The sequence below is a fragment of the Mycobacterium sp. AMU20-3851 genome (assembly GCF_043974665.1).
Lineage (GTDB): Bacteria > Actinomycetota > Actinomycetes > Mycobacteriales > Mycobacteriaceae > Mycobacterium.
Map to the genome: position 1 here is coordinate 4,922,585 of NZ_CP146371.1, position 12,994 is coordinate 4,935,578.

General features: G+C 69.6%; 13 protein-coding genes. 10 read left to right on the forward strand and 3 right to left on the reverse strand.

Annotated features, from left to right (window positions below; genetic code table 11):
• Positions 1–204: 204 nt before the first annotated feature.
• A complete protein-coding gene (locus V4U86_RS23505) occupies positions 205–1,368 on the reverse strand; it encodes a globin domain-containing protein (RefSeq protein WP_395308270.1) in 1,164 nt (387 codons plus the stop codon).
• Positions 1,365–1,811 carry an RrF2 family transcriptional regulator gene (locus tag V4U86_RS23510; RefSeq protein WP_395308271.1) on the reverse strand — a complete coding sequence of 149 codons (447 nt, stop codon included), beginning with the start codon at positions 1,809–1,811 and terminating at the stop codon, positions 1,365–1,367. Before V4U86_RS23510 ends, V4U86_RS23505 begins: the two co-directional genes overlap by 4 nt.
• Before the next feature lie 173 nt (positions 1,812–1,984).
• On the opposite strand from V4U86_RS23510, the gene V4U86_RS23515 reads away from it, so the two are divergent.
• The 9 genes from V4U86_RS23515 (at position 1,985) to V4U86_RS23555 (ending at position 9,273) form a co-directional block, all read left to right on the forward strand.
• Positions 1,985–2,644 (forward strand): HD domain-containing protein, encoded by a 660-nt coding sequence (locus V4U86_RS23515; RefSeq protein WP_395308272.1) that lies wholly within the window; start codon positions 1,985–1,987, stop codon positions 2,642–2,644.
• 9 nt (positions 2,645–2,653) lie between these two features.
• Positions 2,654–3,616 (forward strand): GlxA family transcriptional regulator, encoded by a 963-nt coding sequence (locus tag V4U86_RS23520; RefSeq protein ID WP_395308273.1) that lies wholly within the window; start codon positions 2,654–2,656, stop codon positions 3,614–3,616.
• Between the two features lie 77 nt (positions 3,617–3,693).
• Positions 3,694–4,347 carry a DJ-1/PfpI family protein gene (locus V4U86_RS23525; RefSeq protein WP_395308274.1) on the forward strand — a complete coding sequence of 218 codons (654 nt, stop codon included), beginning with the start codon at positions 3,694–3,696 and terminating at the stop codon, positions 4,345–4,347.
• 2 nt (positions 4,348–4,349) lie between these two features.
• Positions 4,350–4,649, forward strand: coding sequence for a hypothetical protein (locus tag V4U86_RS23530; RefSeq protein WP_395308275.1), 300 nt, complete (start codon positions 4,350–4,352; stop codon positions 4,647–4,649).
• A 43-nt stretch (positions 4,650–4,692) separates the two neighbouring features.
• Positions 4,693–5,412, forward strand: coding sequence for an MBL fold metallo-hydrolase (locus tag V4U86_RS23535; RefSeq protein ID WP_395308276.1), 720 nt, complete (start codon positions 4,693–4,695; stop codon positions 5,410–5,412).
• An 88-nt stretch (positions 5,413–5,500) separates the two neighbouring features.
• Entirely contained in the window at positions 5,501–6,562 is a 1,062-nt protein-coding gene (locus V4U86_RS23540) for a DUF4352 domain-containing protein (protein ID WP_395308277.1), read from the forward strand.
• A gap of 198 nt (positions 6,563–6,760) precedes the next feature.
• Entirely contained in the window at positions 6,761–7,627 is an 867-nt protein-coding gene (locus tag V4U86_RS23545; protein WP_395308278.1) for a phospholipase effector Tle1 domain-containing protein, read from the forward strand.
• A 78-nt stretch (positions 7,628–7,705) separates the two neighbouring features.
• On the forward strand, positions 7,706–8,554 hold the full coding sequence (locus tag V4U86_RS23550) for a hypothetical protein (RefSeq protein WP_395308279.1): 849 nt from the start codon (positions 7,706–7,708) through the stop codon (positions 8,552–8,554).
• An 11-nt stretch (positions 8,555–8,565) separates the two neighbouring features.
• The gene (locus V4U86_RS23555) at positions 8,566–9,273 is read left to right on the forward strand and encodes a crotonase/enoyl-CoA hydratase family protein (RefSeq protein ID WP_395308280.1); all 708 of its coding nucleotides are present in this window, start codon (positions 8,566–8,568) and stop codon (positions 9,271–9,273) included.
• 77 nt (positions 9,274–9,350) lie between these two features.
• On the opposite strand, the gene V4U86_RS23560 is transcribed toward V4U86_RS23555, so the two are convergent.
• Positions 9,351–9,686 carry a hypothetical protein gene (locus V4U86_RS23560; RefSeq protein ID WP_395308281.1) on the reverse strand — a complete coding sequence of 112 codons (336 nt, stop codon included), beginning with the start codon at positions 9,684–9,686 and terminating at the stop codon, positions 9,351–9,353.
• A 140-nt stretch (positions 9,687–9,826) separates the two neighbouring features.
• On the opposite strand from V4U86_RS23560, the gene recC reads away from it, so the two are divergent.
• The gene (recC, locus tag V4U86_RS23565) at positions 9,827–12,991 is read left to right on the forward strand and encodes an exodeoxyribonuclease V subunit gamma (protein WP_395308282.1); all 3,165 of its coding nucleotides are present in this window, start codon (positions 9,827–9,829) and stop codon (positions 12,989–12,991) included.
• Positions 12,992–12,994 lie beyond the last annotated feature (3 nt).

A 12,994-nucleotide genomic window follows, 5' to 3' on the forward strand; every position in this document is an offset into this window, starting at 1 on the left:
CCGGGCGTACACGTCGGGAAACAAGCGTCTGTATTGGCGACGCAGGTCATTGCGGGTCACCTTCCCCGCCGCCAACGCCTCGCTGCCGATGAAAACCCCCATGGCGGGATGGTGGCACCGGCACCCGACAAGCAGTCGCGCGAATCACATCAGGGACGCCCGTTTACTGACAGACGTCCCTGATGTGAGTTTGGCTCGTCAGACCTAATCCAGCAGCCAGTCGTTGGGGCTGAACAGCTCGCAGTGCACCCGGGTCACGCCGCGGGCCACCAGCTGGTCGCGGACGGCCCGGACGAAGCCGTCCGCGCCGCACAGGTAGACCTCGGCGTCGGCCGGCAGCTCGATGCCGTCCAGCGACAGGAAGCCCTGGCGCGCTCCGTCACCGCCGTCCTCGTACCAGACATCCAGCGTCGCGTTGGGCAGCGCGGCCAGCAGCTCGCGTTGGCGCTCGCGCAGCGGGTGGGTGTGGCTGCTGCGGTCGGCGTGCAACACCTGCACCCGGGCGTCGGCGTCGAGTGTCTCCAGGATGCCGATCATCGGGGTGATGCCGATCCCCGCGGAAATCAGCACCAGCGGAACGCCGGGCGCCGGGGCGGGCAGGTCGCCGAACGGCAGGGTGATGTCGAGCTGATCGCCGACCCGCAGGTTGTCCCGGATCCACTCCGACACCTCGCCGGCCGGCTTGACCGCGAACGTCAGCTCACCGTTTCCGCCCTTGTTGACCAGGCTGTACTGACGCAGCTGACGGGCCCCGTCGGGCAGCGTCACGCCCACCGAAACGTACTGCCCTGCCCCGAAATCGGCGTCGACGCCGCTGACCGTCACCAACACCGCCCCGGACGGGTCGTCGACCCGGGCGCTCACCTGCGCGCGCCGATAGACGTCACCGTCGGCCACCCCGGCCTCGGCGTAGAGCGCGCGCTCCAGGTCGATCAGCGTCTGCGCCATGATCCAGTAGACCCGGTCCCAGGCCTCGGCCACCTCGGCGGTCACGGTGTCCGCGCCGAGCACCTCGACGATCGCGGCGAACAGGTGCTCGTGCACGATCGGGTACTGCTCGGCGGTCACCCCCAGCGAGGCGTGCTTGTGCCCGATCCGGGACAGCAGTTCGGCCGGGTGCGGCAGGTCGGGGTTCACCAGGTGGGTCGCGAACGTCGCGATGGACGCGGCCAGTGCGCGCTGCTGGGCGCCCTGGGCCTGGTTGCCCCGGTTGAACAGGTTGCGGATCAGCGCCGGGTGGGCGTCGAACAGCCGCCGGTAGAAGGCCTGGGTGATCGCATCGATGTTGGCTCCGACCAAGGGCAGCGTGGCCGTGATGATCTCGGCGTGCGCGGGCTGCAGTTCCTCGGGGGCAGCGACGACGGTCATGGGGTGATCCTTTCCAGCGGAATTGTCACGACCGGCAGCAAGCCGCTGCCGGCCAGGTCTTCGAGGGTGTGGTTGTCCAGCTCGCGGTAGAAGGCCTCTTTGGCCCCGGCGAGCACCCGGCGCAGCCGGCACGCGGCGATCAGCGGGCACGGGCTGCCGCCGTCACAGTCGATGACTTCGGCGTCGCCTTCCAGCCGGCGCACCAGCCAGCCCAACGACACCGTGCGGCCCTCCTCGGTCAGCGAGAGCCCACCCACCCGGCCGCGCCGGGCATTGACCATGCCGAGTTCGACAAGGCGCGCAACGGCTTTGGCGATGTGATGCTCGGAAGCGCCGGCGCCGACCGCGATGGTGCGGGTGGTGATGCGGCGGTCGGCCGCGTCGCCCGCGGCCAGCAGCATCATGGTGCGCAGCCCCAGATCGGTGAACCGGGTGAGTTGCATGGCACTGACGCTACAAATCCTGCACCGCAGATGCGACTTTTCTGGATGTGCGGTTAAACACGCGATTTCGTGCGGTTTTTCCACCAGCGCCGACGCGCCGATGGCCAGATATAGGCGGAATGTGGCCATCTGGCCACTGTCCCGTTCTCGGCGGATCCGGCAGCCTGACGGGCATGGACATCGACACCGCGGCCTGGAACCTGCCCGACACCGATATCTGCTCGGCGGCAATGCGATTGGTCATCGGTGTCTCCCCCGCATATCTGGCCAACCACTGCGCCCGCAGCTATCTGTTCGCCCGCGAACTCGCCGCTGCCCAGGGCATCGACTACGACGAGGAGTTGGTGTTCCTGGCCTGCGTCCTGCACGACCTGGGCCTCACCGGCCACGGCGACGGAAACCAGCGTTTCGAAGTCGACGGTGCCGACGCCGCCGCCCGGTTCCTGCAGGAGCACGGCCTGGCCGAGCACCGCCGCATCCCGGTCTGGCAGGCCATCGCCCTGCACACCAGTGTCGGCCTGGCGCACCGCTTCGGCCCCGTCCAGGCGGTTGCCTTCGGTGGCATCTCGCTGGACATCAACGGCTTCGGGTCGGATGTCCTGCCCACCGGCTTCGCCGACCGGGTGCACGCCGCCTGGCCGCGCCACGACCTCGGATTCGCCATCGCCGCGGAGATCGCCCGCGGCACGTTGGCCGACCCGGACAAGGCCCCGCCGTTCTCGTTCCCGGCCCACATCCACCAGATCGTCAACGGCCCGTCGGTGACGTTCCCGCAGATGGTGCACGCAGCGCCGTGGGGCGATCGGCCGGCCGCCCTCGAGCAGCGCTGTTAGGGTCCGCCCATGCGCACGGTGGCGATCCTGGCGTTGGACGACGTGATCGCGTTCGACCTGAGTGTCCCGGTAGAGGTGTTCGGCCGGGCCACCCTGCCCGACGGCAGCCCCGGCTACCGGTTGCAGGTGTGCGGCACCGAACCGCTGGTCCCGGCCGGGCCGCTGCGTATCAGCACCGATCACGGTCTGGACGCACTGGCCGGCGCGGACACCGTCATCGTGCCCGGGCGCAACGACGCCGCCGCCGAGGTGTCCCCCGACGTGCTCGACGCGCTGCGGGCCGCACACGACGCGGGCGCCCGCATCGCCTCGATCTGCACCGGCGCCTTCGTGCTGGCCGCGGCCGGACTGCTCGACGGGCTGCGCGCGACCACGCACTGGATGGCCGCCGACCTGTTCCGCGCCGCGCATCCGGGGGTGAACCTCGACCCGGACGTGCTCTACGTCGACGAAGGTCAGATCCTCACCTCGGCCGGCGCATCGGCCGGGCTGGATCTGTGTCTGTACATGGTGGCGCAGGACCACGGTGCCGCCGCCGCGGCGACCTCCGCCCGGCTCGCCGTCGCGCCATTGCACCGCAGCGGCGGGCAGGCGCAGTTCATCGTGCGAAACACGCTTCCTCTCAACGCCATCGGATCCCGGACCGAGCTGGACGCGGTGCTGGCGTGGATCGAGCGCAACGCCCATCGCGACATCACCCTGACCGACATCGCCACGCACGCCGCGATGAGTGTGCGGACCCTGAGTCGGCGCTTCCAGGCCGAGGTCGGCCAGACCCCGATGCAGTGGGTCAACGGCGTCCGGGTCCGGCACGCGCAGGAACTTCTCGAACACTCCGCCCATGGCGTCGAAAGGATCGGGCGCGACGTGGGATTCAGCTCGCCGGCCAACTTCCGCCAGCAGTTCCGCCGGCTCAGCGGTGTCGCTCCGCAGGTTTACCGCAACACTTTTCGGGAGCAGCAGGCCGGCTGAAACATTGGCCAGATCGTGGCGCAGGGTGACGCGTCAGCCACTGCCGGACACTCCCCTCCCCCAGCACGATGAAGGACATGTACGCACAGATCGTGTTGTTCGACGGGTTCGACCCACTCGACGTCATCGCCCCCTACGAAGTCCTGGTCGCCGGAAGTGATTATCTCGGCGGGGAACTCGCCGTCGAACTCGTCTCCGCCGAAGGGCCCCGCACCGTCGTGAGCGGTTCCCGCGGACTGCCCCTGCAGGCCACCGCCCGGCTGGATCCGGCCCGGCCCGGTTTCGTGATCGTGCCCGGAGCCGTCGGCCCACTCGATGGCGACCCCGACGAGGTGGCGACCATCCCGGTGCTGCTGGCCCGGTTCGGCGACACCGAGGCCGTGCCGTTGATCCGTGCCGCGCTGGACAACCCGGCCGTCACGGTGGCCACGGTGTGCGGGGGGTCGCTGGCACTGGCGATGGCCGGACTGATCGACGGCCGGCACGCCACCACACATCATCTCGGCGTCGACGTGTTGGAGGCGACCGGCGCCATCCCGGTGTCGGCCCGGGTGGTCGACGACGGCGATCTGGTCACCGCGGGCGGGGTGACCTCAGGGCTGGATCTGGCCCTGCATCTGTTGCACCGCAATTACGGCCCGCGTATCGCAGTCGCCGTCGAGCAGATGTTCGCCTACGAGCGGCGCGGCACGGTGTGGATGGACACCGGCCGAGAGCCGAAGGTCTGGTGAACATGACCATCACCGGGGACTGGGACGTCCGGATCAAGACCCCGATCGGGTCGCTGGAGGTCCGCTACACCTTCACCGAACACGACGGGGCACTGCGCGGAAGCGCCGCGGGCAAGCACGAAACGGTGACGCTGTCCGACATCGTGGTCGACGGCGAGCACGTGACCTGGCGGCAGTCCATCACCAAGCCGATGCGGCTGCATCTGGAGTTCGACGTGCACCTCGACGGGGACCGATTTGCCGGACATTCGCGTGCCGGCCGGCTGCCCAGCTCCGCGGTCTGCGGGGTGCGCCGCGGATAACTGCGGTTATGGGTGAACCGGGGCCGCCCAATAGAGTGTCGCCATGGCTTCCGGAGAAGATCGCCTGTATTTCCGTCAGTTGCTGTCCGGCCGTGACTTCGCGGCCAGCGACCCGATAGCTCAGCAGATGCGTAACTTCGCCTATCTGATCGGTGACCGGGAGACCGGCGACGCGGTGCTCGTGGACCCCGCGTATGCGGCCGGCGAGCTCGTCGACGCGCTGGAAGCCGACGGCATGCGACTGTCCGGCGTGCTGGTCAGCCACCACCACCCCGACCACGTCGGCGGCACCATGATGGGCTTCACGCTGGCCGGGGTGGCCGAGTTGCTGGAACGTGTCAGCGTGCCGGTGCACGTGAATGCACATGAGGCCGAATGGGTTTCGCGCGTCACCGGAATCGCGATGAGTGAACTCAGCGCGCACCAGCACGGCGACAAGGTCAACGTCGGTGACATCGAGATCGAGTTGCTGCACACCCCCGGGCACACCCCGGGCAGCCAGTGCTTCCTCCTCGACGGCCGACTGGTCGCCGGGGACACGCTGTTCCTGGAAGGTTGCGGACGCACCGACTTCCCCGGCGGCAACGTCGACGACATGTTCCACAGCCTGCAGGCGCTCTCGAAGCTGTCCGGCGATCCCACGGTGTTCCCAGGTCACTGGTATTCGGCGGAGCCGAGTGCGCCGCTCTCGGATGTCAAGCGCTCCAACTACGTCTACCGCGCCAGCAATCTGGATCAGTGGCGCATGCTGATGGGCGGCTGAGCGGGCCATACTCTCGCGGCGTACCTACGCCTGGACTATTCTTCGAGGTCAGAGCGCCCCGGTGGCGCGCATAGGGAGGAAACCCCGCATGACGACACCGCCGACCACGGCCGGCTGGTACCCGGATCCCGACGGATCCGGTGGTCAACGTTATTGGGACGGCACGGAGTGGACCGCACAACGCCCCGACGCCCCGGAGTCCACCGAAGAAACATCGGCCTGGCCTGCGGAATTGCCGCCGTGGCCGGACGAGGACATGGAAATGCCCTCGTGGGAGGAAGCCGGCAAGGCCGAACCGTCGGACGAGGAACCCGAGGCCATCGAGCCCGAGGAGCCCGCCGAAATTTCTGCCCCCGAGTCGCCAGACTCCGAGCCCGCCGAACCGGTGGTGGTCCCCGAGCCCGCAGCGCCGTCGGAACCCACCGCGGCGGTCGAGCAGCCGTACGCCTATCCGGGTGAGCCTGCCGCCGCGGCGGTGCCGCCGGAGCCCGTCGCGCCGCTGGTGGACCAACCCTCCGCCGCCGTCCCGGTACCCGAGCAGACGCCTGGCGAATCCGGGGGCGGGCGGGCCAAGGCCTATCTGATCGGCATCGGTGCCCTGGTGGTCGTGCTGGTGGGCGTGCTCATCTGGGTGCTCACGTCCAGGGGCTCCGACTCCGACACGTCTGAGGCCACCGGGGCGGACGAGACGTCCGAGGTCGCTGGGGCGACGGGCCCCGCAACGGAATCCGCCGACCAATCCCAGGCCCCCGCAGAGGCCCCGACCGGGGGCGGACCTCAGGTCGTCGACGGCGAGGTGACCATCACCGGCAAAGGTTTCGAGGTCACTCCGACGGTGGCGGCGGTGGAGAACGAGATGCTCACCAAGTCGGCCGCAGGCGAGTTCGTCGTGGTGCGACTGACCCTGCTGAACAACGGCGAACTCCCCGCCACGTTCCTCGCCGACCAGCAAATACTGACCGCCGGTGGACAGACCTACAACCCCGAAACCGAGAGCACCTTCTACCTCGGCGGCATCTCCGCCGTGCTCTATCCGGGCCAACCGGCCGATGTCGCCATCGCGTTCGACGTACCCGCGGGCACCGCCCCGGAGTCCATCGAGGTGCACGGAGATCTCGCCAGCGCGGGCGGCGTCATCCCACTTTCCTGACCCGGTTTTGCCCGCGGGCGGTTGACGTGTACGTCAGTTGACGGACAGACAACCGATTCCGCAGCGAGCTAGCATTCTGACGCTCAATTTCGTTGAAGTCTTGTGGGGAATCAGCGAGATTACGCCTTGGTCAGCACCAGGGCAGGTTGGCAGAATTGTTCGCTAGGTTCTTTTGAAATTGCACCACCGGGGGTCGCTGTGAAGAACATCGTGCTGTGTTTCGACCACTCTGGTGAAAGCAATGCCACAGCCCTCTTCCGGCTGATCGACCAGGCCGGCCAGGTCGGCTGGCGGCAGTACACCAACCGCCGCCCCGAGGACGCCCGCGCCGCCGTGGCGGCGGCCTACACCCACCTCGTCGACCACTGGCAACCCGGCGATGACGTCTTCGTGTTCGGGGCCGGCAGCGGCGCGGCCTGCGCGCAGGCCCTCACCCGGCTGCTCGGCACCATCGGCGTACTCGACGGCGAACTGCGCAGCTACATGCTGTCCACCTACGCGCTGCCGCGCACCGCGCGGACCGCCCAGGAATGGCGCCACGTCACCGAGGTCGCCGCCGGGCTGGCCGAACGCGACGACATCATCCTGCCGGTGCGGTTCCTCGGCCTCTGGGACACCGTCCGCATCCGCGGCACCGCGGCACCGGTCGACGTGGTCGCGGGGCGGCACGCCCTGGCCATCGATGCCGCCCGGCCCCCGCAGCACGTCGAGGGTGTCGAAGAGGTGTGGTTCCGGGGATCGCACCGCGACATCGTGTCCAGCGCGCTGACGCTGGACTGGATGCTCGACGGCGCCACACAGGCCGGACTCCGCGTGCACCGGACACCGTCGGCGCACGTCGAGGCCGAGAGTTCGGCGTTGAATCTGGGGTTGCGCCGGGTGCCCGATGACGCGGTCGTGCACGCCAGCGTCCAGATGCACCTACGGGCGCACCCGGCGTACTGGCGGCGGCTGCCGGCCCGTGTCGAGTGGGCAGATCAGGACTGGCTGGACCGCGGTGAGCGGCTGCTGACCACCGAACCGGTCGCCCCGCTGCGGCCGCACACCCTGGCCGCAGCCAGCTAAACTCCGCTCCCCGGGTTACCAACGCCCCAGCGAACCGCTAGTGTCCGAAGCGCAACCGGACGAACAGGTGGGGACGCGGTGGAATGGTTTAGCGATCGGTGGGCCGATCTGAGCGGCCTCGACTCGACCGGATGGCTGACGGTGGCGGCCTGGGCCGGGCTGGCGCTCGGATTGGGCGCCTTGCTGTTCACCGCCCGGGCGCTGAAAAAGAATCGCCAGCTCAAGCGCGATGAACTGCGGCCCCACGTGGAGATGTTCATGGAGCCGCACCCATCGGACTGGCACGTCATCGAGCTGGTGGTGCGGAACTTCGGCAAGTCCGCGGCGCACGACATCCGCGTCGAGTTCGACGCGCCGCTGACCGTCGGCCGGTACGAGGACGGGCCCGCCGACGGCCTGCCCGAGGTGGCCGAACTACGGTTACCCAGCGAACTGAGGCAGCTGGCACCCGGCCAAGAGTGGCGAACGGTCTGGGACTCGGCGATCAGCCGGGAGCAGTTCGGCGGGCAGATCGGGTCCCGGTTCGAGGGCACCCTGCGGTACGCGGACCACCCGGGTGGCGGCCGCCGGTCCGCGGACCGCCAGACCTACGAGTCGTCGGTGGTGCTGGACTGGGCGACGCTGCAACCGGTGCAGCGACTGGAGTTGATGACGACCCACGATCTGGCCAAACGCGAGAAACAGAAACTGGAACTGCTGCGCAGCGTCCTGACCTATTTCCACTACGCCTCCAAGGAGACTCGGCCCGAGGTGTTCCGGGCCGAGATCGACCGGATGAACCGGGCCGTGCGCGAGACCCAGGACCGTTGGCGGACAAGCCAGTCCGACGAGACCACCGAGCTGGACTTCCCATGGATCGGTCAGGAGGCGCCGAGCGGTCGACATCACTCCAGCCCCGCCATCGGAATCAAGCACCGAGCTAAGTAGTGTCCGGCGGTATGACTGCCACCTACGCTGTGCACGACGCCGTTGCGACCGTCACCCTCGACGACGGCAAGGTCAACGCGCTGTCCCCCGCGATGCAGGCCGCCATCGCCACGGCCCTGGATCAGGCCGAAACAGATATCACCGCAGGCACGGTGAAGGCCGTGGTGCTGGCCGGCAACGAACGGGTGTTCAGTGCCGGGTTCGAGCTCAGCGTGTTCGCCTCCGGCGATGTGGCGGCCGGGCACGGGATGCTCTCCGGCGGTTTCGAACTGGCGATCCGGCTGTTGACGTTCCCGGTGCCGGTCGTGATGGCCGCAACGGGGCCCGCAATCGCGATGGGCTCCTTCCTGATGCTCAGCGGTGACCACCGGGTGGGGTCTCAGCGCTCGCGCTGCCAGGCCAATGAGGTGGCGATCGGGATGACGCTGCCGGTGGCGGCGCTGGAGATCATGCGGATGCGCCTGACGCCCCCGGCCTACTCCCGGGCGGTGTCGGTGGCCGCTGTGTACGCCGGGGATGAGGCGATCGCGGCGGGCTGGCTGGACGAGATCGTGGAGCGCGACGCGGTACTGGCCCGAGCGCAGGAGGTCGCCGCGGAGTACGCCGCCACCCTGCACCTCAATGCGCACGTGGCGAGCAAGCTGAAGGCCCGCGAATCCGCGATCGCGGCGATCCAGGCCGGGATCGACGGGCTGGCAGCCGAATTCGGGAAGGCCTGAGGGTTTCGCACCCCGCCCCGGCTCTGTCCGGGGTGGGGTTGCCCGTGCCCACCTCGGAGCGACAATCGAGCGACAGCTCAGAAGTCGTAGAGCGCGGCCCGTTCCGCCGACAGGGTGCCCGCCTGGATCCGCAGCCGCAGCACCCGTTTGTGGATGCGATCCTCGGTGGCGCGCGGGATGTCCCCGAGCATGTACCAGTCCCGGTACGGGCGCATGAGCCGTCCGCGCCGGATCTCCCACCGGAGCGCATCGGACACCGTCTTCGACGGGCGGCCTTCGACGTCGAACCCGTACATCGCCAACCGGTCGATCAGCTCCCCGACACCGCAGGGGCCGTCCTGACACAACAGCCAGGTGAGCAGGTATCGAAGTTCGATGCCGCGCACCCGCAGCGGAGGTTCCCCGGCTTCCATGCGCACACGGTGGCAGAACCGTCCGACAAGCCCGATTGTCGCTCGTTTGTCGCTCCGAGGTGGGCTCGCGCATACCCTCTCCGGAGAGCCACGGCGGTGAGCGCGCACTCCTGTCGGACCCGCGCACTACGCTGACGCCGATGGCCCTGCACCTGCACCGCGCGGAGCGGACGGATCAGCTCGCCGACGGTCTGGGCGCGCTGCTCGCGCAGCCGTTGGCCGATCCGTTCGCCACCGAACTGGTGCTGGTACCCGCCAAGGGTGTCGAACGCTGGCTCAGTCAGCGGCTGTCCAACCGGCTCGGGGTGTGCGCGAACGTCGCGTTCCGCAACCCGCACTCGCTGATCGCCGAGCTCACCGGTACGGCGGACACCGACCCGTGGGCCGCCGACGCCATGGTGTGGCAGCTGCTGACCGTCATCGACGAGAGCCTCGACGAGCCCTGGTGTGCCACCCTGGCCAACCACCTCGGCCACTTCGCCGCCGGCGAGGAACGCGAACTGCGCCAGGGCCGCCGCTACGCCGTCGCCCGCCGGCTGGCCGGACTGTTCGCCTCCTACGCCCGCCAGCGCCCGCAGCTCCTCGTCGACTGGGACGATCTGCCCGCCGACCTGGCCTGGCAGCGCCCGCTGTGGGACCGACTGGTGCAGCGCATCGCGTCCCCGGCACCGCACATCCGACACGCGGAAACCCTTGCCCGGCTTCGGGACTCCCCCAGCGATCTACCCGAACGGTTGTCGCTGTTCGGGCACACCCGGCTGCCATCCACCGAGATCGAACTGCTCGGCGCCCTGGCCACCCACCACGATCTGCACCTCTGGCTCCCGCACCCCAGCCAGCCGCTCTGGCAGGCCCTTCAGGACACCCAGCACCCCGTCCCGCGCCGCGAGGACACCAGCCACCGCGCCGTCGGGCACCCCCTGCTGGCCACCCTGGGCCGCGACCTGCGGGAACTGCAACGCGGGCTGCCCGCACCCGCAACCGACGAATTCCTGCCCGCGGCAAGCCATCCCGACACACTGCTGGGCTGGTTGCAGTCCGACATCGCCGCCGACGCCATCCGGCAGGAGGGCCGCACCCACCACCCGGCCGACCGCTCGGTACAGGTGCACGCCTGTCACGGCCCGGCCCGCCAGATCGATGTGCTGCGCGAGGTGCTGCTCGGCCTGCTTGCCGACGACCCCACCCTGGAGCCGCGCGACATCCTGGTGATGTGCCCGGACATCGAGACCTATGCACCGCTGATCACCGCCGGCTTCGGCCTCGGCGAGGTGGTGCGCAACGCGCACCCGGCGCACCGACTGCGGGTGCGGCTGGCCGACCGGGCGCTGGTCCAGACGAATCCGCTGCTTTCGGTGGCTGCGCAACTACTGGCGTTGGCCGGCGGCCGGGCCGGCGCCAGCGAGGTGCTCAACCTGGCCGCGGCCGCGCCGGTGCGGGCGCGGTTCGGCTTCACCGACGACGATATGGACGCCGTCACCGCCTGGGTGCGCGAGGCCAACATCCGCTGGGGGCTGGACCAGCCGCACCGCACCCCCTACGGTGTCGAATTCCTGCACAACACCTGGCGATTCGGTGTCGACCGGGTGCTCGCCGGGGTTGCCATGTCCGACGACTCGCGAGCCTGGCTGGGCACCACCCTGCCGCTCGACGACGTCAGCAGCAACCGGGTGGAACTGGCCGGGCGCTTCGCCGACTTCGTGCAGAAACTCACCGACACCATCCACGCGCTGAGCGGCACCCGGCCGCTGGCCGACTGGCTGCAGGCGCTGGCCGAAGGTATCGAGGCGCTGGCCTTCGACGACGAGGAATGGCCTGCCGCCCAGGCGCAGCGCGAGTTCGCCGACATCGCCGCCCGCGCGGACCCCTCGGTGCTGTTGCGGCTCAGCGATATTCGGGCACTGCTGGATCGGCACCTGGCCGGCAGGCCGACCCGCGCGAACTTCCGCACCGGCACCCTGACGGTGTGCACCATGGTGCCGATGCGCTCGGTGCCGCACCGGGTGGTGTGCCTGGTCGGACTGGACGACGGGGTGTTCCCCCGGCTCGGCGCAGTCGACGGTGACGACGCGCTGGCCCGCGACCCGATGACCGGCGAGCGGGACATCCGCTCCGAGGACCGCCAGCTGTTGCTCGACGCCATCGGCGCCACCACCCAGACACTGGTCATCACCTACACCGGCGCCAACGAGTACACCGGCCAGCCCCGACCCCCGGCGGTGCCGATCGCCGAACTGCTCGACACCCTGACCGCCACCGCAGCCGGTGTCGGCGACCTGGTGACCCGGCACCCGTTGCAGCCCTTCGACGTTGCCAACGTGCAACCGGGCGCGCTGATCCCGGACGCACCGTTCACCTTCGACCCCACCGTGCTGGATACGGCCCGCTCGATGGCCGGGCAACGCGCCCCGCAACCGGTGTTCGTTTCCGGCCCACTACCCGCACCGCCGCCGGCCGATGTGTCACTGGCCGACCTGATCGCCTTCTTCAAGAACCCGGTGAAGGGCTTCTTCCGCGCGCTGGACTACACCCTGCCCTGGGATGTGGATGGCGTGTCCGATGTGATGCCCGTGGAGATCGACGCGCTCGCCGAGTGGACGGTCGGCGACCGGATGCTCGGCGACATCATGCGCGGCATGACCCCCCAGGACGCCCAGCAGGCCGAGTGGCGGCGCGGAACCCTGCCGCCGGGCAAGCTCGGCTGGCGCCGGGTGGTCGCACTGCGGGACCAGGCTGCGCAGCTGGCCGCCGAGGCGCTGCAATACCGCCGCGGCGACGGGCAGGCATTCGACGTGGACATCGACCTCGGGGCAGGTCGACGGCTGACCGGCACGGTGAATTCGGTGTTCACCGACCGCCTGGTCACCGTCACCTATTCCAAGCTCGGTGGCCAGCATCTGCTGGCATCCTGGATTCCGTTGCTGGCGTTGACCGCTGCGCGCGGCCAGCGGTTCTCGGCGGTGTGTATCGGGCGACCGCCGCGCGGCACCGCGCCGCGCACCCAGAACCTGGACGGCCCCAATGACGCGACCGGCCTGCTGCGGGATCTGGTCTACATGTACGACGAGGGCCGCCGCCGCCCGTTACCGCTGCCGATCAAGACCTCGTATGCCTGGGCCGGCGCCCGCTACGTCGGCGATGACCCCGCACAGGCGGCGACCTACCGCTGGCGCAACGAACGCGACGATCCCGCCATCGCCCGGGTATGGGGCCGCGACCCGGACCTGGGTGAACTGGTCGGCCTCGACGAGTACGCGCAGCGGCTGTGGGTGCCGCTGCTGCACGCCGAGGGGGTGGCGCCGTGAGTC

Bases quoted from the DNA above. Each gene is read 5' to 3' on its own strand.
- V4U86_RS23560 (WP_395308281.1), bottom strand. From the start codon at position 9,686: ATGGAAGCCGGGGAACCTCCGCTGCGGGTGCGCGGCATCGAACTTCGA.
- V4U86_RS23525 (WP_395308274.1), top strand. From the start codon at position 3,694: ATGTACGCACAGATCGTGTTGTTCGACGGGTTCGACCCACTCGACGTC.
- V4U86_RS23555 (WP_395308280.1), top strand. From the start codon at position 8,566: ATGACTGCCACCTACGCTGTGCACGACGCCGTTGCGACCGTCACCCTC.
- V4U86_RS23535 (WP_395308276.1), top strand. From the start codon at position 4,693: ATGGCTTCCGGAGAAGATCGCCTGTATTTCCGTCAGTTGCTGTCCGGC.
- V4U86_RS23505 (WP_395308270.1), bottom strand. From the start codon at position 1,368: ATGACCGTCGTCGCTGCCCCCGAGGAACTGCAGCCCGCGCACGCCGAG.
- V4U86_RS23540 (WP_395308277.1), top strand. From the start codon at position 5,501: ATGACGACACCGCCGACCACGGCCGGCTGGTACCCGGATCCCGACGGA.
- V4U86_RS23510 (WP_395308271.1), bottom strand. From the start codon at position 1,811: ATGCAACTCACCCGGTTCACCGATCTGGGGCTGCGCACCATGATGCTG.
- V4U86_RS23530 (WP_395308275.1), top strand. From the start codon at position 4,350: ATGACCATCACCGGGGACTGGGACGTCCGGATCAAGACCCCGATCGGG.
- recC (WP_395308282.1), top strand. From the start codon at position 9,827: ATGGCCCTGCACCTGCACCGCGCGGAGCGGACGGATCAGCTCGCCGAC.
- V4U86_RS23520 (WP_395308273.1), top strand. From the start codon at position 2,654: ATGCGCACGGTGGCGATCCTGGCGTTGGACGACGTGATCGCGTTCGAC.
- V4U86_RS23515 (WP_395308272.1), top strand. From the start codon at position 1,985: ATGGACATCGACACCGCGGCCTGGAACCTGCCCGACACCGATATCTGC.